At 71.4% G+C, this 25019-nt stretch carries 22 protein-coding genes and 1 pseudogene; 9 read left to right on the top strand and 14 right to left on the bottom strand.

Going from position 1 to position 25019, the window contains the following annotated elements:
• Positions 1-194: 194 nt before the first annotated feature.
• On the bottom strand, positions 195-1391 hold the full coding sequence (locus IFU11_RS15225; protein WP_371742795.1) for an ROK family protein: 1197 nt from the start codon (positions 1389-1391) through the stop codon (positions 195-197).
• A 90-nt stretch (positions 1392-1481) separates the two neighbouring features.
• Between IFU11_RS15225 and IFU11_RS15220 the strand changes: the two genes are divergently transcribed.
• Entirely contained in the window at positions 1482-1919 is a 438-nt protein-coding gene (locus tag IFU11_RS15220; protein ID WP_192019481.1) for a GNAT family N-acetyltransferase, read from the top strand.
• Positions 1920-2053: 134 nt separating this feature from the next.
• On the opposite strand, the gene IFU11_RS15215 is transcribed toward IFU11_RS15220, so the two are convergent.
• Positions 2054-2665 (bottom strand): hypothetical protein, encoded by a 612-nt coding sequence (locus tag IFU11_RS15215; RefSeq protein WP_192019480.1) that lies wholly within the window; start codon positions 2663-2665, stop codon positions 2054-2056.
• 132 nt (positions 2666-2797) lie between these two features.
• Here IFU11_RS15215 and IFU11_RS15210 point away from each other — a divergent pair, with 132 nt between their 5' ends.
• Entirely contained in the window at positions 2798-3301 is a 504-nt protein-coding gene (locus tag IFU11_RS15210; RefSeq protein WP_192019479.1) for a metallophosphoesterase family protein, read from the top strand.
• 6 nt (positions 3302-3307) lie between these two features.
• Here IFU11_RS15210 and IFU11_RS15205 read toward each other — a convergent pair whose 3' ends face one another.
• The 8 genes from IFU11_RS15205 to IFU11_RS15170 all read right to left on the bottom strand — a co-directional run bounded on the left by IFU11_RS15205 (position 3308) and on the right by IFU11_RS15170 (position 11737).
• Positions 3308-3952, bottom strand: coding sequence for a hypothetical protein (locus IFU11_RS15205; protein ID WP_192019478.1), 645 nt, complete (start codon positions 3950-3952; stop codon positions 3308-3310).
• A gap of 138 nt (positions 3953-4090) precedes the next feature.
• On the bottom strand, positions 4091-5224 hold the full coding sequence (locus IFU11_RS15200) for a Gfo/Idh/MocA family protein (RefSeq protein WP_371742794.1): 1134 nt from the start codon (positions 5222-5224) through the stop codon (positions 4091-4093).
• A gap of 61 nt (positions 5225-5285) precedes the next feature.
• Positions 5286-5981 (bottom strand): ThuA domain-containing protein, encoded by a 696-nt coding sequence (locus tag IFU11_RS15195; RefSeq protein ID WP_192019477.1) that lies wholly within the window; start codon positions 5979-5981, stop codon positions 5286-5288.
• Positions 5982-6030: 49 nt separating this feature from the next.
• A complete protein-coding gene (locus IFU11_RS15190; RefSeq protein WP_079706768.1) occupies positions 6031-6984 on the bottom strand; it encodes a carbohydrate ABC transporter permease in 954 nt (317 codons plus the stop codon).
• Positions 6984-7910, bottom strand: a complete 927-nt coding sequence (locus IFU11_RS15185) for a carbohydrate ABC transporter permease (RefSeq protein ID WP_071258845.1) — start codon at positions 7908-7910, stop codon at positions 6984-6986. The genes IFU11_RS15190 and IFU11_RS15185 overlap by 1 nt, the downstream gene beginning before the upstream one ends.
• A 7-nt stretch (positions 7911-7917) precedes the next feature.
• Positions 7918-9228 (bottom strand): extracellular solute-binding protein, encoded by a 1311-nt coding sequence (locus tag IFU11_RS15180; RefSeq protein ID WP_192019476.1) that lies wholly within the window; start codon positions 9226-9228, stop codon positions 7918-7920.
• A gap of 50 nt (positions 9229-9278) precedes the next feature.
• On the bottom strand, positions 9279-10469 hold the full coding sequence (locus IFU11_RS15175; RefSeq protein ID WP_244631835.1) for a Gfo/Idh/MocA family protein: 1191 nt from the start codon (positions 10467-10469) through the stop codon (positions 9279-9281).
• 221 nt (positions 10470-10690) lie between these two features.
• Entirely contained in the window at positions 10691-11737 is a 1047-nt protein-coding gene (locus tag IFU11_RS15170) for a LacI family DNA-binding transcriptional regulator (protein ID WP_192019475.1), read from the bottom strand.
• A 187-nt stretch (positions 11738-11924) separates the two neighbouring features.
• On the opposite strand from IFU11_RS15170, the gene xylA reads away from it, so the two are divergent.
• The 3 genes from xylA to IFU11_RS15155 all read left to right on the top strand — a co-directional run bounded on the left by xylA (position 11925) and on the right by IFU11_RS15155 (position 16115).
• Positions 11925-13115, top strand: a complete 1191-nt coding sequence (xylA, locus tag IFU11_RS15165) for a xylose isomerase (RefSeq protein WP_192019474.1) — start codon at positions 11925-11927, stop codon at positions 13113-13115.
• A 130-nt stretch (positions 13116-13245) separates the two neighbouring features.
• Positions 13246-14679, top strand: coding sequence for a xylulokinase (xylB, locus tag IFU11_RS15160; RefSeq protein WP_192019473.1), 1434 nt, complete (start codon positions 13246-13248; stop codon positions 14677-14679).
• 392 nt (positions 14680-15071) lie between these two features.
• A complete protein-coding gene (locus IFU11_RS15155) occupies positions 15072-16115 on the top strand; it encodes an NADPH:quinone reductase (protein WP_192019472.1) in 1044 nt (347 codons plus the stop codon).
• A gap of 25 nt (positions 16116-16140) precedes the next feature.
• Here the strand turns inward: IFU11_RS15155 and IFU11_RS15150 are convergent, their stop codons facing one another.
• From IFU11_RS15150 to IFU11_RS15135, 4 genes are read right to left on the bottom strand one after another with little or no spacing between them, the layout of a single operon-like run.
• Complete coding sequence (locus tag IFU11_RS15150) at positions 16141-17253, bottom strand: glycerate kinase (protein WP_192019471.1); 1113 nt, start codon at positions 17251-17253, stop codon at positions 16141-16143.
• A 4-nt stretch (positions 17254-17257) separates the two neighbouring features.
• Positions 17258-18310, bottom strand: a complete 1053-nt coding sequence (locus tag IFU11_RS15145; RefSeq protein ID WP_199862330.1) for a M24 family metallopeptidase — start codon at positions 18308-18310, stop codon at positions 17258-17260.
• The gene (locus IFU11_RS15140; RefSeq protein WP_192019470.1) at positions 18307-19476 is read right to left on the bottom strand and encodes a Gfo/Idh/MocA family protein; all 1170 of its coding nucleotides are present in this window, start codon (positions 19474-19476) and stop codon (positions 18307-18309) included. The genes IFU11_RS15145 and IFU11_RS15140 overlap by 4 nt, the downstream gene beginning before the upstream one ends.
• Positions 19473-21503: a DUF6807 family protein gene (locus tag IFU11_RS15135; protein ID WP_192019469.1), complete on the bottom strand. Its 2031-nt coding sequence runs from the start codon at positions 21501-21503 to the stop codon at positions 19473-19475. Before IFU11_RS15135 ends, IFU11_RS15140 begins: the two co-directional genes overlap by 4 nt.
• A 126-nt stretch (positions 21504-21629) precedes the next feature.
• Here IFU11_RS15135 and IFU11_RS15130 point away from each other — a divergent pair, with 126 nt between their 5' ends.
• The 4 genes and pseudogenes from IFU11_RS15130 to IFU11_RS15115 form a co-directional block, all read left to right on the top strand.
• Positions 21630-22598, top strand: a complete 969-nt coding sequence (locus IFU11_RS15130; RefSeq protein ID WP_192019468.1) for an NAD-dependent epimerase/dehydratase family protein — start codon at positions 21630-21632, stop codon at positions 22596-22598.
• Between the two features lie 14 nt (positions 22599-22612).
• Positions 22613-23554 carry a 5-dehydro-4-deoxyglucarate dehydratase gene (locus IFU11_RS15125; RefSeq protein ID WP_192019467.1) on the top strand — a complete coding sequence of 314 codons (942 nt, stop codon included), beginning with the start codon at positions 22613-22615 and terminating at the stop codon, positions 23552-23554.
• Positions 23555-23556: 2 nt separating this feature from the next.
• Positions 23557-24651 (top strand): mandelate racemase/muconate lactonizing enzyme family protein, encoded by a 1095-nt coding sequence (locus tag IFU11_RS15120; protein WP_192019466.1) that lies wholly within the window; start codon positions 23557-23559, stop codon positions 24649-24651.
• Positions 24652-24724: 73 nt separating this feature from the next.
• Positions 24725-25019 (top strand): annotated as a pseudogene (locus tag IFU11_RS15115) (hypothetical protein); the annotation flags it as partial.

Raw genomic sequence — 25019 nt, 5'->3', positions numbered from 1 at the left:
CAGCGCGGTGCGCTGACACGAGCGCGGGTCACACGCGTGAGCGCGCCCCTCCGGAGACCTGCGCCCGAGTCCACGCCCCGCGCCCACGCCGATTCGGGCGAGCTCGCGTCAGCGCACCGCGCCGACGCCGGGTGAGTACGTCTCGCGTCAGCGCACCGCGCTGACCACCAGGCCGACAGCACCCAGGGCGACGATCACCAGGCGGCGGGGTCCGCGATGAGTCGATCGAAGGCGAGTTCCGCGGCACCGATGAGCAGGAGGTCCTGGCCGAGTGCCGCACGCACGATCGTGACGTCCTCGAACGGCGGGACGAGCGCCCGCTCACGGACCGCGTCGTGCAACTCCTCCGGCGCCAGTTCGAGCACGATCCCGAGATGCCCACCGAGGACGACGAGTTCGGGGTCGAGGATGTTCACCGTCCCGGCGAGCGCCCGTCCGAGCGTCCTGGCCTGCCGCACGACCTCCTCCCGCATCGCCCCCGCCGGATCGGCCGCGATGCCCTCGGCGAGCGCCGCTTCGAGGACCGCGTCGTCCCCGGCGGCGAGGCCGGCGACATGGAGCAGCTCACTGCGTCGGACGGCGTCTTCGAGTGCGTTGCCGGCGGCCGTCGCCGAGGTGTGACCGAACTCCCCCGCGTACCCGCGCGCACCACCGACGGGTCGGCCACCGGCGATGATGCCACCACCGATACCGCTCGCGCCACCGTTCAGGTAGACGAGGTCGTCGATGCCGCGTCCAGCCCCGAAGGTCCGCTCCGCCCGAGCGCCGAGACTCGCGTCGTTGGCCGCGAACACCGCACGACCGGTCGCGGCACGCAGCCGTTCGACGAGTGGCTCGTCGACCCACCCGAGGTGCGGTGCGAGCCGGACGACCCCGTCGGCGTCCCGGACGAGACCGGGGATCGCGAGGCCGATCCCACCGCCACCGCGCGCCTCGTCGGGCAGGCGGCCGGCGAGTTCCGCGACCAGCTCCGCGATGATCGCCGTCGCCTCGGCCGCCGTCGGTGTCGTGTCGACCTCGCGACGCACGCGCTCGAGGACCTCGCCGCCCAGTCGCACGGCCGCCACCGTGATCGCGTCGAGTTCCGGGTTCGCCGCGAAGGCGACGGCTCGTGGGCCGGCCGAGACGAGTGGCGACGGCCGGCCGACTCCCTGCCCGCCCACCGGGACCGACTCCGTGACGATGCCGATCGAGGCGAGTTCCGTGACGAGCGCGGCGACCGTCGACCGGTTGAGTCCGGTCGCCCTCGTGAGCGCCGACCGCGACTGCACGCCGCCCTGGTGCACGAGCTCGACGATCCGGCCGAGGTTGCGACGGCGCACCGAGTCGAGTCCGCTGCCCATACCGGATCCGCCCGCCGGACCCGCCCCGACCGCTGTCGACTCGCTCACACGCACACCCTCTGCTCGATCCCTCCAGTGTTCCCTATCCGGGCATGTGCCGGTTCACCCGCTTCCGGCCGTGGATGGTTGACTGGACGGATGCCCGCCGCCTGGACACTCCGCCCCGCCACCATCGACGACTCGACCTGGATGGCCGAGCTGCGCGCCGTCGTCATGCGGCCCGACCTCGAGCGCCTCGGTCGCTACGACGAGACCCGCGTGCGCCGTCGCTTCCTCGACGGATATCGCCCGGAGCACACCGCGGTGATCGAGGTCGAGGGCATCACGGCCGGGCTGGTCGCCCTCCGTCCGGAACCCGACGAGCGGTGGTTCGAGCACTTCTACCTCGCACCCGAACACCAGGGCGCGGGCCTCGGCACCGCGGTGCTCGCGCGGCTCCTGGCCGACGACGGCGACCCGCGCCCGTTCCGTCTCAACGTGCTGCAGGGCAGCCCGGCCCGCCGCCTCTACGAGCGCCACGGCTTCACGCTCGAACGCGAGGACGAGGTCGACGTCTGGATGGTCCGCCGGGGCTGAACACCCAATGGTGCGGCAGCAGGAGGTCGGCTCGGCAGCAGGACGTCCGGCTGAGGAGCGTCCTGCCACCGCGCGGATCTCCTGCCGCGACGCCGACACGGGCTACATGGTGAGCTGCGCGACCCCGGAGCAGCTCACGCGCGCTGGCGGACCGTGGTGACGATGTCGACGAGGTGCGGGTCGGCCGGCGCGGAGCCGAAGCCGAAGCGCACGGGCGGGTCGAGTCTGGCGAGGGTGCCGAGGTCCGCACCGGACCAGCTCGCGGTGGCGGCGGTGATGCGGCGAGCGCCGGTCACGCCGTAGTACTCGCGTCGACCGTTGCCGGCGGAGCCCGCCGTCCGGGCGCCGGGTTGGAGCACGCGGGCGAGGGGGTCGATGGTCTGCAGCCAGACAGGGTTCACGGCCACCGGCTTGGGGACGACCCGCAGCGCCCGGCCGAGCGGAGAGCTCCCACCGATCCGGAGGGTCGTGTCGAGCGGACCGCCCACGAAGCGGAGCCCCGTCGGCAGACGCGTCCAGCCGACGGTGCCGATCTCGACGTCGTCGAAGGTGTACGTGGAGGAGATGAAGTCGGCGATCTCCTGCGTCGGCGCGAGCAGCAGGCGTTTGCCGCGGGAGTCCTCGATCATCGCGTCGGCGAAGGAGCCGAACGGGGAGGTGGACCAGAGCCCGAGGACGATGCGGACGCCGCCCGTGGTGCCGTAGCCGGCGATCCTCCCGGAGAAACGAAGGTCGGTTGCGGGCATGGGATCACCCTAGTCGCCCCTCCTGCGGGAGTGTCCGTGAACGGCGGTCCGCGGCCCGGTCGCCGAGCAGGTCGACGGGCGCGGGACCACCACCCGGTTGACGGCGTCGGCGCGATCCGCTTCCGTGGGAACATGCCGACCTCGCTGCTCCTCCTCGCCGACACCCACCTGCCGAAGCGGGCGAAGGTTCTGCCGGACGCGGTCTGGGCTGCCGTCGACGCAGCGGACGTCGTCGTCCACGCGGGTGACTGGGTCGACGAGGCGACCCTCGACGCCCTCGAGGCCCGGGCCGCCCGCCTGGTCGGTGTCTTCGGCAACAACGACGGCCCCGGACTCCGCGCGCGTCTCCCCGAGGTCGCGCGTTTCGAGGTCGACGGGCTGCGGTTCGACGTCGTCCATGAGACGGGGGCGGCGACCGGTCGCGAGCGACGGGCCGACGAGGCCTTCCCCGACACCGACGTCCTCGTCTTCGGACACAGCCACATCCCGTGGGACTCGGTCTCGCCAGCTGGTCTGCGCCTGCTCAACCCCGGCTCGCCGACGGACCGCCGTCGTCAACCGGAGTGCACGATGATGACCGCTCGGGTTGAAGACGGCGCGCTCAGGGACGTCCGGGTCGTCCCGGTCGCCCGCTGAGGCGGATCAGCCGCAGTACTCGCTGTCGATCTTCGCTTGGTCGCGGACCACGATGCCGTCGACGAGGTCGTCGGTCACCGAGAAGTTGATCCAGTGTCCGGCGTCGTCGGTGACGGCGTAGAAGAAGGCGTACTTGCCCTGCTGCTCGGTGAGCGCCGGGTAGGCGGCCCGGAGTTCCTCGAGGGTCGATCCGACGCCCACGCCCTCAGCGGTCGTCGGCGAGGCTGCGACCGCCGCAGACGCGGGCCCGCCCCACGCCTGCAGGACGATCTGGTTCACGACCCCGGTGCTCTGCGGATCGGGGAGCCAGACGGACGGCAGCCCATCGGCGGCGTAGGCGGTCACCCACGGGCAGGCCTCCTGCGTCGCCACGGTGAAGGCGGTCATGAACGACGCCGTGCCTTCGATCGGCGCGCCGACCTCGATCGGGCCGAGCCCGGTGAACGACACGATCCAGGACGCGGGATCGGCGAGGTCGGGACCGGTGGGCGTCGGCGACGGTGTCGGCGTGGCCGTCGTGGTCGCGGTCTCGGTCTCGGTCGTTACGGGCGTCGATGCTCCCGCGCCGCCCGAGCATCCGGCCAACGCCAGTGCTCCTGCGATCGCCAGGGCGGTGACGACCGGACGTCGGTGTGCTCGTGTGAACGACATCATTCCCCCAAATGTGTCCTCGGATCAGGCCATCCTCGCACACCGACCGGTCCCACCCTTGCCCGCGAACTGTCACTTCGGCACAGTTCCAGCCGCCCGGACCAGCGCCGAGTGACAGTTCGCGGGCAGGGGAGGAACTCAGGCGACGGTCGCGGGCTGCAGCACCGGTGCCGGGCGGGGGACGGTACTGGTCAGTTCCACGACGCGGTGCTCACGACCGGCGACGATGATCGCCTCCATGATCTCCAACACGTGGAACGCGAGGTCGCCCGAGGCCCGATGCGGTCGGTCCTGCTCGATCGCCTCGGCCAGGTCCGACAGGCCCACGCCGCGCCCGGCATCGACGAAGCCGGCGCTGTCGGGGACGGCACGCCAGGTGCGGTCGTCGGCCGTCGCGATTTCCACCGGGTCCGAGAACCGGTTCGGGTCGGGCACGGCGACCGTCCCGCCCGTCCCGTAGACCTCGAAGAGCGGCACGCGGCTCGCCCACACCTCGAACGAGACCGTCACGGTCGAGACCACCCCGTTCGCGTGCTCGAGGATCGCGGTGACGTGCGTGTCGACCTCCTCGTGCACCGGGATCGGCGTCCCGGCCAGCGCGCCGGTCGCGACCGACCGCTCGCGATCCGACCGAGCGACCGCCCCCGACACCCGCACGACGGGACCGAAGAACGACACGAGGCTCGTCAGGTAGTACGGCCCCATGTCGAGGAGCGGCCCGCCACCCGGCTGGTAGTAGAACGCGGGGGCCGGGTGCCACAGCTCGTGTCCCGGGGCGCTCCAGGCGACCGCCGCGGCGATCGGCCGACCGATGGCGCCGCTGTCGAGCACGGCGAGCGCCGTCTGGACGCCCGACCCGAGGACGGTGTCCGGCGCGCTGCCGACGCGGAGGCCCTTCGCCGCCGCGAGCTCGAGCACCGGTCGCGCCTCGGCGGTCGACAGTGCGAGCGGCTTCTCCCCGTAGACGTGCTTGCCGGCCTGGAGGGCTCGGAGCGCGACCTCGGCGTGCGCGGCCGGGATGGTGAGGTTCAGGACGACGTCGACCTCGGGGTCGGCGAGCAGCTCGTCGACGCTCGACGACCGCACGCCCTGTTCGGCGGCGACCTCAGCGGCGCGGGCGAGGTCGAGGTCCGCGACGACGACGAGCTCGAGGTTCGGCAGCTTCGGGAACTCGGCGAAGTACTGCTTCGAGATGTTGCCGACGCCGATGACGCCGACCCGGAGGACGGACCCTCCGGTGGTCTCCGATGCCCCGTTCAGCGTGCTGCCCACAGCAAGCCCCTTTCGATCATGGCGCGGCCGGCGTTTCGGCACCGGTCCTCGACGATCCCGTTCAGCGTGCTGCCCACAGCAGGCCCCTTTCGATGATGGTGCGGACGTTCGGGTCCTCGACGATCTCGATGCGGTGGCCGGGAGCGGACACGAAGATCCTGCCCTTCCCCCACTGCCGCGTCCAGATGGCGGGCGCCGTGACGGGACGGTTCCATGCGTCCCAGGGCCGCACCTCCTGCGTCGTCGTCGCGAGGACGTCGTTGTACTCGTCGCTCAGCACCCAGTACTGCTCGGTGACGAGGTCGAAGTCCTCGATGCCCTCGGTGATGGGGTGCGACCGGCCGTACTCGGTGATGTGCACGGTGTACGGGATGTAGTTGTCGGACTGCTCCCCCGTGCGCTCGGCCGGGTCCTTGCCGGCGTGGTGCGCGAACTGGCCGCCGATCATGTGGAGGTAGTCGGCGTTGTTGCGGTACGAGTCCGCGATCCCGCCGTGCCAGCCGGCCATGCCCGTGCCGTTGAGCACGGCGCGCTGGAGGCCGGCGAACTCCTCGGCCTCGATCGTGTTCATCGTGTTGATCTGCACGATGAGGTCGACCGTGTCGAGGTAGTCGGTGTCTGTGTAGACGGTGGTCCCGTCCTCGACGCGGACGGTGAACCCGTTCGCCTCCAGGAAGGGGATGAAGGCCGCGGTCGTCTCGACGGGCATGTGCCCGTCCCAGCCGCCTCGCACCACGAGCGCCTGCTTGTCAGTCATGTGTTCCTCTCAGGGGATGGTTCGGTCATTGGTCGGCTCGCGATCAGCACTACTTGCTGAAGCCGGCGGTCATGCCACTGATCAACTGGCGTCGGCCGAACAGGTACAGGATGAAGATCGGCAGGGTCGACAACACCACGGCGGCGAGCACGGCCGGCACGTTCACGCTGAACGAGCCCTGGAACGTCCACAGCGACAACGGCAGCACCCGGTTGCTCGGCGACTGCGTGAGCACGAGTGGGAACAGGAATCCGTTCCACACGTTGAGCGCGTTGTAGAGCGCGACGGTGACGATCGCCGGCCGGGCGAGCGGGAGGACGAGCGAGACGAGGGTCCGCCAGCTCGACGCCCCGTCGACGGTCATCGATTCGAACAACTCCTTGGGGATGTCGCGGATGAAGTTCGACAGGATGAGCACGGTGACGGGCACCGCGAAGCCGATCGACGGCAGGATCAGCGCCAGGAGGGTGTCGTAGAGTCCCGCCTTGCTGAGCATGTAGAACAGCGGGATGATCGTCGCCTGCAGCGGGATCGCGAGTCCGAGCAGGAAGAACGAGAACGCTCCCCGCGTGAACCGGGAGTTGGTGCGCACGATCGCGTACGACGCCATGAGGCAGACGAACACGGTGACGGCGACGCTCGCGACGGTGATGATGACGCTGTTGCCGAGGTAGAGGAAGAAGTCGCTCTGCAGCACGAGGGCGTAACCGTCGAGGGTCGGGTCGGTGGGCGGGATGAGCTGGTTGCTCGAGAAGAACCCGGCCTGCGGGCGCACGCTCGTGATGACGATGTAGTAGATCGGCAGCACGATGATGAGCAGCCAGATCCAGGCGCCGATCCCGCCGAGGATGTTCGGTTTGCGGCGGGCACCGCGGGGGCGCTTGCCTCGCGTCTCGTGCTCGCCGGGGCGTCCGCGCTTGGACCCGGCGGTCGAGACGCTGACCGTGTCGAGGCTGCCCGTCGGGAGCGCGCCGGGCTTCGTGAGTGGGTTCGTCGCTGACATCAGAGGCCCTCCTGCTGACTGTCCATCTTGGCGAAGCCGCTCAGCTTGGTGAGCAGCAGGGCGATGGCGAGACCGATGACGGCCAGGATGATCGCCATGACGCTCGCCTGCCCGAACTGACTCGCGGAGAAGCCCGTCACGTACATGAGGATCGGGAGGATGCGGGTACCGGCGCTCGGAACGCCGCCGGTGAGCACGAAGATCACGTCGAAGTAGGTGAGCGAACCGATGATCATGAGCGTGGACGACGTCACGAGCGTGTACCGCAGCTGCGGGAGCGTGATGTGGAAGAACTGCTTGACCGTCCCGGCCCCGTCGATCTCGGCCGCCTCGTAGAGTGACGCCGGGATCTGCCGCACGCCGCCCTGGAACAGGAGCGTGTGGAAGGGCACGAACTGCCACGCGATGATGAAGATCACGACGAAGAGCACGAGCTGCTGGTTGCCGAGCCAGTCCTGCTTGAGGAACGGGATGCCGAGCGACGCCGACAGGCCGAAGTTCGGGTCGAGGATCGCCTTGAACGCGATGGCCGTCGCCGCCGACGACAGCAGCAGCGGCAGGAAGAAGATCGCGCCGAGGACGGCCCGGTTGCGCTGCTTGCCGGCGGTCCAGGTCCCGAGCAGCAGGCTGATCGGGGTCTGGACGATCCAGGAGATCACGATGACCTTGAGGGTCAGGACGAGGGCGTCGATCGCGACCGGGTCGACGAGGACGGATGCCCAGTTGTCGAGACCGACCCACGCGGGGTCGGTGATCGCGTCCCAGCGGGTGAAGCTCAGGTACAGGGCGACGATGAGCGGGATGATCGCGAAGACGAGGAAGAAGCCCAGCGCCGGCGCGACCATCCAGCCACTGGGGCCGGTGCGACGACGCATCGCTGCCGCACCGGCCCCTCGGGCCCCGTTCAATGGACGGGTGACGGTCATCGGGAGATCACTGTCCGATCGTCTTGTTCATGTTGTCGGAGAACTCCTGCGGGGTGATCTGCAGGTTGAACAGCTGGTCGAGGTTCGTCAGCAACGCGGTCGCCTGTGCGGGCGGGAGCGCCTGGTCCCACGACATCTGGAAGTTCTTGGCGTTCTTCGTGAGGTCATAGACGGTCGTGCCGAAGTCGCCGCCGGCGTCCGCGATCTGGTCGTCGATACCCGTGATCGGCGGCACCTGACCGGCCTCGACCATGCGGTCGATGTAGCCCTTGTCGAAGACGCCCTCGGTGAGGTACTTCAGCGCGCTGGCCTTCTGCTCCTTCGTCGCCGAGGCGGAGATGGAGAAGTACCCGGACGGGTTGCCGACGATGTTCGACGGGTCGCCCTTGCCACCGGTGACGGCGGGGAAGGTCGTGTAGCCGAGCCCCTTCTCGGCGAACTCGGCCGCCTGCTGCTTGAAGGTCGTCATGACCCAGGCGCCCTGGAGCATCATCGCGGCCTTGCCCGTGTAGAGCAGGGCGACGTCGGCGTTGCTGTCGGCCGTGACCGAGGCGTAGCCGTCGACGAAGGCGCCGGCCTTCACGAGCTCCTGGATCTTCTCGTTCGCCTCGATGATGCCGGGGTCACTCCACGCGTCGGCTTCACCGGCCATGATCTTGTTGAAGGCCTCGGGGCCGGCGACGCGGTCGACGAGGTACTCCTCCCACATGAGCGACGGCCACTTGGAGGCACCGGCGAGTGAGAACGGGGCCACGCCTGCGGCCTTGAGCTTGGGGATGGCGTCGATGATCTCGTCGAAGTTCGTCGGGACCTCGACGCCGGCGGCCTTCAGGACGTCCTTGTTGTAATAGAACATGATCGGCGTGGTGGCGTTCATCGGCACCGCGTAGACCTTGTCGTCGATGACGCCCTGGTTCCAGACGGACTCGAGGAACTTGCCCTTGGCGTCCGCGGTCTCCGAGGTGATGTCGGCGACCTTGCCGGCGTCCACGTAGGAGTTCAGGGTGCCGCCCGCCCAGCTGTAGATGATGGTCGGGGCGCTGCCCGCGCCGACGGCCGTGCGGATCTTGGTCTTGTAAGCGTCGTTCTGGAAGTAGGTCGCGGCGACCTGGCCGTCGGCGTTGGCGCCGTTCCACTCCTTGAGCGACGGGCCGAGGACGGTGTCCTCGTCGGTGCCGGTGAGGCCCCAGAGGGTGGCGCTGCCACTCGGGGCGCCACCGCCGCTGGAGCAGGCGGTCGCGCCGAGCATGAGGGCCGAGACGCCGAGGGCGACTGCGGCCAGTCGGGTCCGACGGCGGGATGAAGTACGAAGCGTCATTGCGTTCTCTCCTTGGTGGGTGCTGCTGCTGATGGTGCGATGTGGTCGGGTCAGTCGGTGGGCGTCCAGGCGCTGCCGTTCGCGGCGCTCGACTCGACGGCGCGCAGGACCCGCTGGACCTGCAGGCCTTCGGCGAAGGACGGTTCGGGATCGGTGCCGCCGGTGATGGCCTGGACGAGGTCCCGCACCTGGTGCGAGAACGGGTGCTCGTAGCCGATGCCGTGGCCGGTCGGCCACCAGGCGGCCATGTACGGGTGCTCCGGCTCGGTGACGACGATGCGCGTGAAGCCCTGCTTGCCGGCGGGAGCGGTGGCGTCGTACACCTCGAGCTCGTTCATCCGCTCGAGGTCGAAGGCGATGGCTCCGCGGGAGCCGCTCAGCTCGATGCGGAGCGCGTTCTTCCGGCCGGTCGCGTAGCGGGTGGCTTCGAAGGCGCCGATGGCGCCGTCCGCGAGTCCGCCCGTGAGCTTCGCGGTGAACCAGGCGGCGTCGTCGACGGTCACCGCGCCGCGCTCCTCCGAGGCGGTCCCGCTCAGGCCGATGGTCTCGCCGAGGAGCGGTCGCTCGGTCACGAAGGTCGCGAGCGTCCCGCTGACGGTGTCGAGTCGGGCACCGGTCAGGTGCTGCACGAGGTCGATGGCGTGCGCGCCGATGTCGCCGAGCGAGCCGGAACCGGCCTGGTCCTTGTCGAGGCGCCAGGTCATCGGACCCTCGGCGTCGCTCAGCCAGTCCTGGAGGTACAGCGCGCGGATCTGGCGGACGTCCCCGAGCGCTCCCTCTGAGATGAGCTGGCGGGCGTAGCCGATGGCGGGCACGCGACGGTAGCTGAAGCCGACCATGGAGCGGACGCCGCGGGCCCTCGCCGCCTCGGCTGCGGCGACCATCAGCTCCGCCTCCTCGACGCTGTTGGCGAGCGGCTTCTCGCAGAGGACGTGCTTGCCGGCTTCGAGGGCGGCGATCGCGATCTCGACGTGCGAGGACCCGGGCGTGCAGACGTCGACGATGTCGATGGACGGGTCGGCGATGACGCTCCGCCAGTCCGTCGAGGCCGACTCCCAGCCGAACTTCACGCGGGCCGCCTCGAGTGCCTCGGCGTTGCGGCCGACGATCGTCGCCATGACCGGTTCCGCGTCGAGGTCGAAGAATCGCGGTGCGGTGCGCCAGGCCTGCGAGTGTGCGGCTCCCATGAAGCCGTATCCGATCATCGCGACCCGGAGTTCCGGCCGTCCGCTTCCCGCCATGTGCAATGCTCCCGAGCTGCTCGCGCAGCTGCGGCCCCGGGGTTCCGGATCGCTTCGCTGCGGTGCCCTGAAGCTAGCCCCGCCGCCTGTCTGCCCGCAACTTCCCCATCCCCGATTGGAAACTTTTCGCACCCACCCGCCCGTCCCCCACCCTTGCCCGCGAACTGTCACTCCGACATAGTCCCCGCCGCCGGGACGAGCGGCGAGTGACAGTTCGCGGGCTACGGGGTGGGCGGGGCTGCGGTCGAACCCCGGACGACGAGGGAGGTGGCGAGGTCGAGGCGGATGTTGTCGACCGTCTCGGACCGGAGTTTCAGCACCAGGCGGGTGGCCTCCTCGGCCATCTCGATGAGCGGCTGCCGGATGGTCGTGAGGGCCGGACCGACCCACTTGGCCGGCGGGACGTCGTCGTACCCGACGACCGACAGCTGCTCCGGGATCGAGATCCCGAGCGAGCGCGCCGCCTCGTAGACGCCGAACGCCTGCATGTCGTTGCCGGCGAAGATCGCGGTCGGCCGGTCCTCGAGCTGCAGCAGTTCGAGCGCCAGGACGCGTCCGGCCTCCGGGATGAACTCACCGCGCCGCAGGATCGTCTCGTCGAGCGGGATCCCGGCCTCCTCGAGCGCGGACCGGTAGCCCGAGACCCGCGCCCGCGAGCACATGAGGTCCTGCGGGCCCGAGATCAGGCCGATCCTGCGGTGACCGAGCTCGATGAGGTGGCGCGTCGCGGCCATCCCACCGGACCAGTTCGTGGAGCCGATGGCGGCGACCTCCGGGCCCGGGTCCCCAGCCGGGTCGACCACGACGACCGGGATGTTGCGCGTGTGGAGCTGGCGCCGGTACGCCGGGTCGATGTCCGAGAACACCAGGATGACCCCGACCGGCTTCCGCGAGATGATGCTCTCGACCCAGCCCTCGCCGGTCGACCGCCGGGCCCCCGTCTCGGTGAGGGTGACGCTCATGCCGTGCTGGCGCGCGACCTTCTCGACACCGCGGATGATCTCGAGCGACCAGGAGCTGTCGATGTACTCGAAGACGAGCTCGATGAGCGAGCCCTGCGCGAGCTCGGCACCGCGGCGACTGTAGCCGTGGCGGTCCAGCAGTCGCTCGACGATCTCCCGGGTGTCCGGCGACACCCCCGGTCGACCGTTGAGCACCTTCGAGGCGGTCGACACCGACACGGAGGCCTCTCTGGCGATACGCGACAGGGTGGCCCGCCCGCCGACGCCGCCGGATCCGGCGGCCTGCACCGCGAGGTCGTCGCCCATCCGAGTCCTCCGATCCCTCTCCGTCGGGCCGGACGGCCGTCTCTGCAGCGAGAAGTTCTGCCCATGCTAACGAAATATTTCGCGACACTCGACCGGTGACGTGCGGCCGTCGATCTGCTAGTCTCGACTATAAGTTGTGGTTAACAACAAATCATCCGCTCACCAACGACGTTGAAGGACTGCACGCATGAGCCTCACCCCCACCAAAGCCGATCGGTTCTCCTTCGGCCTCTGGACGATCGGCTACAACGGGACCGACCCGTTCGGTGGCCCCACCCGCCCCGACCTCGACGTGGTCGTGGCCGTCACCCGCCTGAACGAGCTCGGCGCCTACGGCCTCACCTTCCACGACGACGACCTCTTCGCCTTCGGTTCGACCGACGCCGAACGCCAGAAGCAGATCGACCGTCTCAAGCAGGCGCTCGCCGACACCGGCGTCATCGTGCCGATGGTGACCACCAACCTGTTCAGCGCGCCCGTCTTCAAGGACGGCGGTTTCACCTCGAACGACCGCGCCGTCCGCCGCTTCGCCCTCCGCAAGGTGCTCCGCAACCTCGACCTCGCCGCCGAACTCGGCGCCAAGACCTTCGTCATGTGGGGCGGCCGCGAGGGCGCCGAGTACGACTCCGCGAAGGACGTGCAGGCGGCCCTCGAGCGTTACCGCGAGGCCGTCAACCTCCTCGGTGACTACGTGACCGACAAGGGTTACGACATCCGCTTCGCGATCGAGCCGAAGCCCAACGAGCCCCGCGGCGACATCCTGCTCCCGACCCTCGGCCACGCGATGGCGTTCATCGAGACCCTCGAGCGCCCGGAGCTCGTCGGCATCAACCCCGAGGTCGGCCACGAGCAGATGGCGGGCCTCAACTTCACCGCCGGCATCGCCCAGGCGCTCTACCAGGGCAAGCTCTACCACATCGACCTCAACGGCCAGCGGGGCATCAAGTACGACCAGGACCTCGTCTTCGGTCACGGCGACCTGCAGAACGCGTTCTCGCTCGTCGACCTCCTCGAGCACGGTGGCGTGAACGGCGGCCCCGCGTACGACGGCCCGCGTCACTTCGACTACAAGCCGAGCCGCACCGAGGACATCACGGGCGTGTGGGACTCCGCAGCCGCCAACATGCGCATGTACCTGCTGCTCAAGGAGCGCGCCGAGGCGTTCCGCGCCGACCCCGAGGTGCAGGAGGCGCTGGCCGCCGCCCGCGTGCCCGAGCTGCGCGAGCCGACGCTCAACCCCGGCGAGACCGTCGAGCAGTTGCTCGCCGACCGCTCGTCGTACGAGGACTTCGACGCAGACGCCTACTTCGGCGGCAAGGGCTTCGGGTTCGTCCGCCTGCAGCAGCTGGCGGTCGACCACCTCATGGGTGCGCGCTAACCGACACCCGCGAACCTGGCGTTCCGTCTCCTGATCCGAGAGGATCGGGGGCGGAACGCCGTTCCGCGTTCCACCCCACAGCAGACCCGGCGGTCACCCGACCGCCCAACCACCGAGAACAGGGAGAGCGATGACGCTCGTCGCCGGCATCGATTCGTCCACCCAGAGCTGCAAGGTCGTCATCCGCGACGCCGAGACCGGAGCGCTCGTCCGCGAAGGACGCGCGGCGCACCCCGCCGGCACCGAGGTCGACCCGGCCGCGTGGTGGCAGGCGCTGCAGGAGGCGGCCGCCGCCGCCGGCGGGTTGGCCGATGTCGCCGCGGTGTCGGTCGCGGCCCAGCAGCACGGCATGGTCGCGCTCGACGTCGATGGACGCGTCATCCGTCCGGCACTCCTCTGGAACGACACCCGGAGCGCGCAGGCCGCGACGGACCTCATCGCCGAGTTCGGCGCTGCGGAACTCGCCCAGCGGACCGGGTGCGTCCCCGTCGCCTCCTTCACGATCACGAAGCTGCGCTGGCTGCGCGACGCCGAACCCGGGAACGCCGCCGAGGTCGCCGCCGTCGCACTCCCCCACGACTGGCTGACGTGGCGTCTGCGCGGCTTCGGTCCGGCCGACGAGAGCCCGCTCGGCGCGGACCTCGCCGAGCTGACGACCGACCGCTCCGACGCCTCCGGCACCGGGTACTGGTCCCCCACCGACGGCGAGTACGACCGCGAGCTGCTCGTCACAGCGCTCGGCCACGATGCGATCCTGCCGCGCGTGCTCGCGCCGGAGGAGTCCACAGGGACCGGTGTCGACGGCGGCCTCATCGGGCCGGACACGGTCATCGGGGCGGGCGCCGGCGACAACGCGGGAGCCGCCCTCGGGCTCGGCGCGACGGCCGGTGACGTCGTCGTGTCGATCGGCACGAGCGGGACGGTGTTCGCCGTGACGCCGGCCGTGGTCCGCGACAGCTCGGGCACCGTCGCCGGGTTCGCCTCGGCCGACGGCGCGTTCCTGCCGCTCATCGCGACACTCAACGCCGCCCGGATCCTCGACGCGGTGGCCGCGCTGCTCGGCGTCGACCACACGGAACTCGGTCGACTCGCGCTCGAGGCCCCGGCCGGGGCACGTGGACTCGTGCTCCAGCCGTACTTCGAGGGCGAGCGCACCCCGAACCGGCCGGACGCGACGGCGACCCTCTTCGGCATGACCCTGGAGTCGACGACGCGCGAGGGCCTCGCCCGAGCGGCGATCGAGGGGCTGCTCTGCGGACTCGCCGACGGCCTCGACGCGGTGCTCGCGCAGGGCGTCACGGCGGAGCGCGTGCTCCTCATCGGTGGTGCGGCGCAGAACCCGGCGGTGCAGGCGATCGCTCGCGAGGTCTTCGGCGTGCCGGTCGTCGTGCCGGCACCCGGGGAGTACGTCGCCGACGGCGCCGCGGTGCAGGCGGCTTGGGCACTCAGTGGCACTCGCCCGGCGTGGGCTGCGGTGGGGGCCGGCGACGGCGCCGACCAGGCGAACGCGGTCGCTGCCGACGCGTCCGGGATCGCCCGGGAGCAGTACGCCGCCCGAGCCTGAGGCGGTCTCGGGCGCCGGTCACTGAGCCTGTCGAAGTGCCACACACCGGAGCCTCCCGACATACAACGCCACCCGGTGGCCCTTCGACAAGCTCAGGGAACGGGCATCCCTTCCCTCGGTCACTGAGCGAACCCCACCCGGTCTCTGAGCCGACCCCTCCCGGTCAGTGAGCCGAACCCTCCCGGTCACTGAGCCTGTCGAAGTGCCACACGCAGAAGCCTCCCGAGACGCAACGTCACCCCGGGGGCCCTTCGACAAGCTCAGGGAACGGGTATCTCCTGCCCGGTCGGTGGGCCGAACCCTCCCGGTCACTGAGCGAACCCCTCCCGGTCACTGAGCCTGTCGAAGTGCCACCGCGGAATCTTCCGCGCGGCGGAGACGTTGGCCCCGGTATGCGATCGATCGTCTACTCCACCAACGGTGACCCGTCCGTCCTCCACCTCGTCGAGCGCGAGCTCCCCGAGCCCGGCCCCGGCGAGGTCCGCGTCAAGCTCGCGTTCTCGGGCGTCAACCCGACCGACTGGAAGACCAGGCGCGGCGGCGGCCCCTCGGGTGGCATGCCCTTCCCCGAGGTCGTCCCGAACCTCGACGGCGCCGGCGTGATCGACGCGGTCGGCCCGGCCGCCGGCGACGCGGCGACCACGACCACCTTCGCCGTCGGCGACCGCGTCTGGGTGTACCTCGCCGCGCACGAGAGCCCGCTGGGCACGGCCCAGGAGTTCACGGTGCAGCCCGTCTCTCGTGTGGTCCCCCTGCCCGACGCCGCGTCATTCGAACTCGGCGCCAGTCTCGGTGTCCCCGCGATGACCGCGCATCGCGCCCTCACCGTCGCGCAGGACGGCCCGGCCCGGCTCTCCCCCGGTGCCCTCGACGGCCGGACGGTCCTCGTCCAGGGTGGTGCAGGCGCCGTCGGCAACGCCGCGATCCAGCTCGCCCGCTGGGCCGGCGCGACGGTCATCACCACCATCAGCAGCGACGAGAAGGCCCGCCTCGCGACCGCCGCGGGAGCACACCACGTCGTGAACTACCGCGAGGGCGACACCGCCGCGGCGATCCGCGAGGTGGCACCCGACGGCGTCGACCTCGTCGTGGAGGTCGCGATCGCGCAGAACCTCCCCCTCGACCAGGCGGTCCTCGCCCCGCGCGGCACGGTCGTCAGCTACGCCAACAACGGCGGTGACCAGGTCACGCTCGACATCCGTCCGCACATGGGGCTCAACACGCGGCTCCAGTTCATGCTGCTCTACACGGTCGGCGACGCCGCGCTCCACGCCGCCGCTGAGGACATCACCGCCGCGATCGAGGACGGCGCGCTCGCCGTCGGCGAAGACCACGGTCTGGCGCTGACGGTGTTCCCGCTCGCTGAGACGGCTGCGGCCCACGCCGCCGTCGAGGACGACACGGTCGGGAAGGTCCTCATCGACGTCACCGCATGACGTACGTCACCGCCAGGTGAGGTGATCAGGGGCGGTACTGGGTGGCCAGTGCCGCCCCTGCCGCACGCAGGTGGACGAGCGGTTCGGCCATCGCCGCCTCGACACCGCCGGCCAGCGCCGTGAGCGATGCCGCCGCGAGGAAGATCCCCTCAGTGGGCGCCTGGATCGCCCCGGCGACGAGCATGGTCCGGTCCGCCGCGAGCCCGGCGACCCAGGAGGCGACCTTGCCGTCGGCCGTCTGGTCGTCGAAGCGGCCCTCGCCCGTGATCACGATCGACGCCGTCGCGGCCGCTTCCGGGAGGGCGATCGCCTCGCCGACACCGCGCGCGCCCGAAGTGGCGGTGGCGCCCCACAGCAGGAGGCCGTAGCCCGCACCGCCCGCGGCACCGGCACCGGGTTCGGCCGCGGCGCGTTCCGCACGGTCCGTCCCGAAAACCTCCGCAGCGCGGCTCACGAACCGGGCCAGGTTGGTGTCGAGGACCGCGACGTCCGCGGTGGTCGCGCCCTTCTGCGGGCCGAAGACCGCAGCGGCACCGCGGTCGCCGAGCAGCGGGTTGGTGACGTCGCTGAGGATGACCGCGCCGTCCGGCGGCAGCGCGCGGAGTCCGGCGGTGTCGATGTCGCGGAGCGTCGCGAGTCCGGCGTTGCCGGGCGCCACCGGTCCACCGTCGGCGTCCACCAGCCGCGCTCCGAGCGCGGTGAGCAGCCCGGCTCCACCGTCCGTGCTGGAGCTTCCGCCGATCGCGAGCAGGAGGCGTCGCGCACCGTGGTCCAGGGCGGCCGCGATGGCCTCACCGAAGCCGACGGTGTGCGCCGCGAACGGCTGCAGGGGGTCGAGCAGGGTCAGCCCGCTCGTCTGGGCGAGCTCCACGACCGCCGAACCGTCGGGCAGCTCGAGCCACTCGGCGTCCACCGGGTCGCCGACCGGGCCGGTGACCGTGATCGGGTGCCGACGCGCCCCGGGCACGGCGGCCGCGAAGGCGTCGAGCGTGCCCTCGCCGCCGTCGGCCATGGGGAGCGAGTGCAGGAGATCGTCGGGCCGAATGGTCCGCCACCCGTCGGCGATCGCCTCGGCGACCTCCGCGGCGGTCGCCGTGCCCTTGAACGAGTCCGGTGCGATCACGATGTGCCGGGTCATGTCTTCAGCCTCCCACGGTGGACGGGGTCGGGTGGGTCGAGGCCGTGCTCGTCGTCAGCACCTCGACACCGTCCGGCGTGACCACGACGGTGTCCTCGACCTTCACGCCGGGGGCGGTCGGGTTCCAGGCGAAGGCTTGCCAGAGCTGGACGACGTCGGTCGCCTCAGGCGTGGCGCGCGGATCGCGTCCCGCGTAGCCGGCCGCACCGCCCTGATGGTGCCTCGTCCACTCGTCGGCGTCGAAGCCCTGCTCGGCGTACGCCGCACTCCCCGTGCGGAGGATGTCGGCGAGCGAAGCACCTGACACGGTGGCGTCGAGATAGGCGCGTTCGACGGCGCGGATGCGCTGCATGTCCGTGGCGAACGGCTCCGCCGGGGTGCCGCCCTCGTCGAACCACCGCGTGAGGTTCACGATGAGCCCGTCGCGGCGGCCGCAGGCGACGAGCATCGCCCGGGAACCGAGTCGCCCCTCGGTCGGCAGCGGGTGCCGGTGGGCGAGTCTGCCCTCCCCGGCGACGAGGAGGACGAGCGGGTCGATCCCGGCTGCGACGAGGCGCCCGGCGAGGTCCGCAGCGACCGCGCGTTCCGTCCGGGCGGGGTCGAGCTCGTCGACGAGCGTCTCGAGCGCCGACGTCGTCTCCCGCCCGAGCGAACGGAAGCGCGCGAGTTCGGCCGGGAGGAGCGACGCACGTGCGGCGCGCAGCTCGGCGGCGACGTCCGCCTCCTGCAGCACCCCGTCCCCACTCGGCAGCACCGCGTCAATCGGCGTGTGCCACGGCACCGTCCGAACGCGGATGTCGGGCAGCTCCTCGGCCTGCAGCCGGTCCACCTCGTTGGAGGTCGCGACGAGCCACGCGTCGCCCGGCGAGACAACGACCGCGACGATCGGGTCGGCCGCGAGGCTCACGTGGACGCGCGAGCCGTCGAGGTACCAGCAGACCGCTGCGGCGGACCGCAGCACGATCGTGCCTGCTCCGCGGGCCTCCAGGAGCGACGCGAGTCGGGCGTGTTTGCGACGGCGGTCGTCCTCGTCCGGACCGGGCCGCTCGTGGTTCATCGCCGGGCCCAATCGGTCCCGAGCTCGGCGAAAGTGCTGCCGGTGGCGGCCGCTTCCGCGACGAACTCCTCGATCCTCGGAATGACGGGGCGGCGCTCGTCGCCCGCCCCGAGCCACTCGACGAGATCAGCGGGGATGCGGTGTGGCGCTGGGGCCGACCGGACCGCGTCGAGGACGGCCGTGAAGGCGGACGCGTCGGCCAGGGAGCTGACGAGTGCGGCATCCTCACCAGCCCGGACCGCCTCGCGCGCGCGGAGGAGGTCGGGGAGCAGGTCGGTCCGGCCCGTCGTCCAGCGTCGCAGGGTGACGCCGTCGACGACCAGCTCGACCTCGTCGCGTGTGTAGTGGAACCGGATCGAGCCGAGCTCTCCGTGGACCGTGACCACCGGGTCGGTCGTCTCCTGTGCGCACAGGGTGAGCGCCGCGGTCATGATCGGGCCGCGCTGTGGGGTGATGCGGACGACCGAGGTGTCATCGGCCTCGATGTCGTTCGCCCGGTACTGATCGAGGTCGATGGTGGCGATCGCCGCGCGGTCGGTCGTGCCGCCGAGTCGGAGCATGGTCTGGACCGCGTGCGCGAAGGGGTTGGTGACGACGCCGTCCACGACGGGTGTGCCGTCGAGCGTGCGCCTGCCCGACCACGCGGCACGCGTCCAGTAGCCGACGGTGCGGACCCAGGTACCTCTCGCCTCGAGTGCTGTCACGGCCCCGATCTCCCCGCCGGCGACGACGTCCGCGACCTCGCCGATCGCGTGCGATCCGAGACTCTGGAACCCGACCTGCACGAGTCCGCCGGTCCGGGCGGCGGTGGCCTGCAGCCGGTCGAGTTCGTCGTTCGAGGTCACCGGGGGCTTCTCGAGCAGGACGTCGGCGCCGTGCTCGAGGGCGGCGACGGCGAGGTCCAGGTGCGTGTGGATCGGGGTCGAGAGGATGACCAGGTCCACCCGCCCGGCGGCGAAGCACTCCTCGAGCGAGTCGCGGAGCGGCGCGTCCCCGGCAGCGCGGTCCTCCTCGGTGAAGGTCCGATCGACGAGTCCGACGAGGCGGATCGCGCCGGTCGCGGCGAGCGCCCTGGCTGCCGCCACGTGACTGGCGCCATGGCCGTGGATCCCGACGACCACGACGGTCGGGGCGGTGGTGGCGGTGGCGTGGTCGGTGCTGGTCATGCGTCACTCCCTGTGCTGCGCGGTTCAATACTGCGCGGTTCGGTGCTGCGTTCCTCGGCGGTGAGGAGCGCGCGGTGGATGGCGTCCGCCTGCTGCGCGTCCAGAGCGCCGTCGACAACGACCGCCTCCAGACCGGTGACGAGCGGGGTGTCGGCGGTGATGGTGGTGCGGCTGGTGGCGGCGAGCGAGACGCCGATACCCGGGTACTCGGCCGCACGGACGAACCAGGGGAAGGCGTTCGCTGCGGGCTGTCGGAACAGGACCGTGGTGGGGCGTCGAGGCGGCGTCGGGGCGGGCTCGGTGGTGTCGCCCGTCTGTGTGTCAGCGCTCCCGTCGGCGTCGAGGACGAAGGCGACCCAGGCCGCACGCGAGCCGTGCGCGGTCGATTCCCCCGGTCCGTCCGCGCTGAGGACGGACCGGGGGGCGTCTGCGGGCAACCGCCAGAACCATCCGCCGTATCCGGCGCCCTCACGGCCGTTCGTGGCCGGCGACCCGATCGTCACCGTCGATCCCGTCGCACGGAGGACGCTGGAGACCGCGACGCGGAGCGCCGACCTCCCGCTCCCGACGCCGGGTACGGGCACAGCGAACTCCTCGACGACCGTGGTGCGCGACTCCCGCAGCTGCGTCGTCCCGTCGCGCCCGACCCAGTCGAGGGACTGACGCAGCACACCGGCGCCCACCTCGGTCTCGGTGACGCGCTGGACACCGTGGTTGTCGAGCATCGTCGACCCCTGCCCGGCGACGTAGGTGCGACCGCCCCAGTAGGAGACGCCGTCGACGTCGGCGACGGCCATCGAGAGACCGACATGGTGGGGGTGGTCGTCGGGAGCGGATTCCGTGACGACGGTCCCGTCGAGCGAGGTGACGGGGTGTGCGAACGGTCGCGGGGCGTCGGTCGGTTCGAGGCCGCTGCCGTCGTGGAGGACGAGGACCTCGCGGTCGCCGAGCCGGGCGGTCAGCTCCGGTGAGATGGGGTGCTGCTCGGTTCCGTGCCAGACCGGTGGACTCGCGGCCGGGCGGGCGGCGGTGCTCTCCCGGGCGACGAACCGCGGTCGGAAGACGAGCGGGTGTCCACCCTCCGCGCCGCCGATGGTGTCGCGCAGTCTGGTCCACGCCTCGGCGCCGAGCTCGCGTCGCGGGACGGACACCGTACTGAGCGCCGGCACCGCGAACGCCGCGAACGGGATGTCGTCGAAGCCGACCACACTGAGCGCCGAGGGGACGGACACACCGGCACCGCGGAGCGCCGAGACGAGCCCGAGGGCGACGAGGTCGTTGAAGGCGACGACGGCGGTCGCGTCGTGCTGCAGCACGCTGTCGACGACCGCCGCGCCGTCCACCAGCGCGGAACCGGCCGGCACGATGTCGACCGAGAGGTCGTCGTGGTCCGAGCGTGCGCGGGCGATGCCGACCCGTCGGAGGCGATCGCCCTGACTCGCGGCGGGCCCGGCGAGGTACAGGATGCGCCGGTGCCCGAGTGCGTGCAGCTCGGCGAGCACCTGCTCCATGCCGCTGGCGTAGTCGATGGACACCGACGGCACGGGCGAGTCGGCGAGCTCACGGTTGACGAGCACGACCGGGTGCAGTTCGGCGAGCAGCGCTCGAAGCTCCGGTTCGGCCAGGCGGGGTGAGCAGAGGACGATCGCGTCGCAGCGACGACGGGCTTCGCGGGCCGCCGCAGCCTCGTCGGCCGGGTCCTCCTCGGTGTCGGTCACGAGGACGCGGTAGCCGTCGGTCGCCGCGGCCCGGGTGACCCCGCGCAGGATCTCCTGGAACATCGGGTTCTCGAGGTCGGGCACGACGACCCCGATGGTGTTCGTGCGGCCGAGCGACAGGCTTCGGGCCAGCATGCTCGGCCGGTAGCCGAGGGCGTCGACCGCGGCGAGGACGCGGTCGGCGATCGTCGCGTCGACGGTCGCCTTGCCGTTGAGCACACGCGACACGGTGGCCTTCGAGACGCCCGCTTGCTCGGCGACGTCGGAGATCGTCGGTGTCGGTCCAGCACTGGGGAACCGGTTGCTCATACGTCCTCGTTCAACTCGTCACGGGTGGTGCCGTCCTCAATCATCCTATAGGCTCACTTCGAGAAACCGGTTTCCCGGTTGGTGCGGTCGGCCTGGTCGACCCGGACGTGGTCAGAGAGGACACCGATGCGCATCATCGTCACCGGCGGCGCAGGACGACTCGGGCGGAGCGTCGCGAGCGCCCTCGCCGAAGCAGGCCACGAGGTCGTCTCCGTCGATCGGACCGACCCCGGACTCCCCGGCGTCGAGGGCCGGACCGCCGACCTCCTCGACCACGACGCCACCCATGAGCTCTTCGCCACCCTGCGGCCCGACGCCGTCGTGCACCTGGCGGCGATCGCCGTGCCCTTCAGCGCGCCGGAGCACGTCATCCTGTCGACCAACCAGACGCTCGCCTTCACCGCCCTCACCGCCGGGATCGCCGCCGGGGCGACCAGGCTGCTGGCCGCGAGCAGCCCGACCGTCATCGGCTACGGCGCCCCGCACGGTTGGACGCCCGAGGCGCTCCCCATCACCGAGGAGCACCGGGTCGCCCCGTGGAACGCCTACGCACTGTCGAAGGTCGCGATCGAGTCGACCGTCGCGATGCTCGCCCGAGCCCACGGCGACGCCGTCGTGACCGGTGCGTTCCGGCCGTGCTTCGTCGTCTCCCCGGAGGAATGGGAGGGCGCGCCGACGCAGCAGGGGCACACCATCGTCGACCGGCTCGCCGATCCCGCACTCGCGGCCGTCTCCCTCTACAACTACGTGGATGCGCGTGACGCCGGCCGGTTCGTCGCCGCCTGGATCGATCGTGCCGAAGGCCGACACTCCGGCGAGGTGTACTTCGTCGGCGCCGACGACACCCTGGCCCTCGCGCCCCTGTCCACCCTGCTGCCCGCACAGGTCCCGAGCACCGCCGGATTCGCCGACGGACTCGTCGACCGAGCCGCCGCCTTCAGCAGCGCGAAGGCCACCGCCCACCTCGGGTGGCGGCCGGAGCACGACTGGCGATCGGCACTCAGCCCCGCCGAGGCGGCCCGGCTCACCGACCTGCTCGCCGCCGACACCGGCAGGCCGGCCACCACTCCTGTTCCAGCCCCAGCCCCACGATGACGAGGACCTCCACCATGCCAGCACCACTCGCCTTCGACGGCGTCCTGTACTTCCCGATCACCCCCTTCGACGCCGCGGGCGAAGTCGACCTGGGGCTCCTCGGCACCCACCTCGAGTCGCGACTCGAACACCGGCCCGGTGGGGTGTTCCCCGCCTGCGGCACCGGCGAGCTGCACGCGATGTCGCCGTCGGAGGCCGCCCGCGTCGTCCGGCGGACCGTCGAGGTCGTCGACGGCGCCGTCCCGGTCATCGGTGGCGCCGGAGGAGGCGTGGCGACCGCCAAGGAGCTCGCCCTGGCCGCCGAGGAGGCGGGAGCCGACGCGATCCTCCTCATGCCGCCGTACCTCGTCTCCGGGCCGGCGGCCGGTCTGCAGGCGTACGTCGAGGACGTCCTCTCGGCGACGAGCCTCCCGGCGATCGTCTACCACCGGAACAACGCCCGGTACACGACGGCGACGATGCGCCATCTCGCCCGCAACCCGCAGGTCGTCGGCTTCAAGGACGGCGTCGGTGACGTCGCGGCGGCCCAGGACATCGTGCTGGCGGTGCACGAGGAGGGCCGCGGTGACTTCGCCTTCTTCAACGGCCTCCTCACCGCCGAGCTCACGCAGGCCGCCTACCGCGGCATCGGCATCCCGCTCTACTCCTCGGCCGTCTTCGCCATGCTGCCGGAGCTCGCGACGCTGTTCTACCGCGCGTACACCGAGCACGACGAGCCGCTGCGCGAGCGCCTGCTGCGCGAGTTCTACCGGCCGCTGGTCGCTCTCCGCGACGAGACGCCCGGCTTCGCCGTGTCGCTCATCAAGGCCGGCGTCCGGCTCGGCGGTCTGCCGGTCGGTTCCGTGCGGTCGCCCTTCGTCGACCCGACGCCCGAGCAGACCGACCGCCTGGAGGCACTCCTCGCGACCGGCGCCGACCTCGTCGCCGAGCACGCGACGCTGGCCGCAGGGCGCTGACGATGACCCGGATCGCCTCCATCACCACCTCGCTCGGCCGGTTCGCCATGCCACGCCCCTGGGTGCCCGAGGCGCCGTGGCTGCATCTCATCCGCGTGGACGTCGTCGATGACGAGGGGGCGACCGGCTCGGGCTTCACGTGGACGCCGACGATCGGGGCCACGGCCGTCCGGGCGCTGCTCGACGACGACATCACGGCCGCCGCCCTCGGAGCGACGACCGACCCCGAAGCGCTGTGGCCGCGGCTGTGGGCGCATCTGCACGAGGCCGGGGGTGGCGGGATCACCACGATCGCGCTCGCCGGGCTCGACACCGCGCTCTGGGACCTCCGTGGGCGACGGGCCGGTCTCGGTCTCCCCGACCTCCTCGGCCGTCGACGCGACACGGTCCGGGCGTACGGCAGCGGCGTGAACCTCCACCTCGACGCCGCCTCGCTCGCCGCGCAGGTCGAACGGTGGATCGCGGCGGGCTACGACGCCGTCAAGATCAAGGTCGGCAAGCCCGACCTCGCCGAGGACGTCGACCGGGTGACGATGGTGCGCGAACTGCTCGGACCGGACCGCCGGCTCATGATCGATGCGAACCAGCGCTGGGACGTCGACCAAGCGGTCTCGTCCCTGGAACGGCTCGGCGTCGTCGACCCGGCGTGGATCGAGGAGCCGCTGCGCTCCGACGACACCGCGGGGTACGAACGGCTGCGTCAGGCGACCGACATCCCAATCGCTCTGGGCGAGAACGTGCACACGATCCACCGGTTCCGCGACCTCGTCGACCGTGGCGTCGCCGACGTCCTGCAGCCGAACGTGGTGCGCGTCGGCGGCATCACCCCCTTCCTCGCGATCGCCGCGCTCATCGACGACGCCGGGCTGACGCTCGCCCCGCACCTGCTCCCCGACCTCTCCGGTCAGCTCGCCCTCACCCTCCCGCAGGTCACCGAGGTCGAGGACGTCGAGGACGCGGGCTTCGTGGCGATCGGCGCCATCGACCCGCCCGGGCCGGTCACCATCGCCGGGGGCCCGGTGCAGGTCGAGCAGCGACCCGGCCTCGGCTTCGTCATCCGCGACCGGGCCGCGGAGACCACTGCCGTCGCGCGCTGAGCCCGTCCGCCGCCCGGTCCGCCACTCGCCCGATCTCCACCAGCCGCATCCGCATCCCCGAGGAGTCATCACCATGCACGACACCGACCACAGCACTGGCACGATCGACCGCACCATCCCCGCCAGGGCGCGCACCGACGACTCGGACGGCGTCGGCGGCCGTATCGACGACACCGACGGCAACGGTACCGACGGCAGCGGCAACGGCAGCAGCAGCGTGGGCCCCGGCGGCGACACCGTCACGCCCGCAGGTCACGCTGGCGACGCCGCCTCCGACACGGGCCGCGCCGCCGTTCCGACCGTCGACGAGGTCGCCGCGGCAGCAGCCGCGGCGTCCTCCGAGCTCGCCTCCGCCGCGCCCTCAACCC

This window comes from Plantibacter sp. CFBP 8804 (assembly GCF_014841225.1).
Lineage (GTDB): Bacteria > Actinomycetota > Actinomycetes > Actinomycetales > Microbacteriaceae > Plantibacter > Plantibacter auratus.
The sequence above is the reverse complement of the archived record's forward strand: the minus strand, read 5'-3'. Positions and strand labels throughout refer to the sequence as shown.

Bases quoted from the DNA above. Each gene is read 5' to 3' on its own strand.
- IFU11_RS15220 (WP_192019481.1), top strand. From the start codon at position 1,482: ATGCCCGCCGCCTGGACACTCCGCCCCGCCACCATCGACGACTCGACC.
- IFU11_RS15215 (WP_192019480.1), bottom strand. From the start codon at position 2,665: ATGCCCGCAACCGACCTTCGTTTCTCCGGGAGGATCGCCGGCTACGGC.
- IFU11_RS15210 (WP_192019479.1), top strand. From the start codon at position 2,798: ATGCCGACCTCGCTGCTCCTCCTCGCCGACACCCACCTGCCGAAGCGG.
- IFU11_RS15205 (WP_192019478.1), bottom strand. From the start codon at position 3,952: ATGTCGTTCACACGAGCACACCGACGTCCGGTCGTCACCGCCCTGGCG.
- IFU11_RS15195 (WP_192019477.1), bottom strand. From the start codon at position 5,981: ATGACTGACAAGCAGGCGCTCGTGGTGCGAGGCGGCTGGGACGGGCAC.
- IFU11_RS15190 (WP_079706768.1), bottom strand. From the start codon at position 6,984: ATGTCAGCGACGAACCCACTCACGAAGCCCGGCGCGCTCCCGACGGGC.
- IFU11_RS15185 (WP_071258845.1), bottom strand. From the start codon at position 7,910: ATGACCGTCACCCGTCCATTGAACGGGGCCCGAGGGGCCGGTGCGGCA.
- IFU11_RS15180 (WP_192019476.1), bottom strand. From the start codon at position 9,228: ATGACGCTTCGTACTTCATCCCGCCGTCGGACCCGACTGGCCGCAGTC.
- IFU11_RS15175 (WP_244631835.1), bottom strand. From the start codon at position 10,469: ATGGCGGGAAGCGGACGGCCGGAACTCCGGGTCGCGATGATCGGATAC.
- IFU11_RS15170 (WP_192019475.1), bottom strand. From the start codon at position 11,737: ATGGGCGACGACCTCGCGGTGCAGGCCGCCGGATCCGGCGGCGTCGGC.
- xylA (WP_192019474.1), top strand. From the start codon at position 11,925: ATGAGCCTCACCCCCACCAAAGCCGATCGGTTCTCCTTCGGCCTCTGG.
- xylB (WP_192019473.1), top strand. From the start codon at position 13,246: ATGACGCTCGTCGCCGGCATCGATTCGTCCACCCAGAGCTGCAAGGTC.
- IFU11_RS15155 (WP_192019472.1), top strand. From the start codon at position 15,072: ATGCGATCGATCGTCTACTCCACCAACGGTGACCCGTCCGTCCTCCAC.
- IFU11_RS15150 (WP_192019471.1), bottom strand. From the start codon at position 17,253: ATGACCCGGCACATCGTGATCGCACCGGACTCGTTCAAGGGCACGGCG.
- IFU11_RS15145 (WP_199862330.1), bottom strand. From the start codon at position 18,310: ATGAACCACGAGCGGCCCGGTCCGGACGAGGACGACCGCCGTCGCAAA.
- IFU11_RS15140 (WP_192019470.1), bottom strand. From the start codon at position 19,476: ATGACCAGCACCGACCACGCCACCGCCACCACCGCCCCGACCGTCGTG.
- IFU11_RS15135 (WP_192019469.1), bottom strand. From the start codon at position 21,503: ATGAGCAACCGGTTCCCCAGTGCTGGACCGACACCGACGATCTCCGAC.
- IFU11_RS15130 (WP_192019468.1), top strand. From the start codon at position 21,630: ATGCGCATCATCGTCACCGGCGGCGCAGGACGACTCGGGCGGAGCGTC.
- IFU11_RS15125 (WP_192019467.1), top strand. From the start codon at position 22,613: ATGCCAGCACCACTCGCCTTCGACGGCGTCCTGTACTTCCCGATCACC.
- IFU11_RS15120 (WP_192019466.1), top strand. From the start codon at position 23,557: ATGACCCGGATCGCCTCCATCACCACCTCGCTCGGCCGGTTCGCCATG.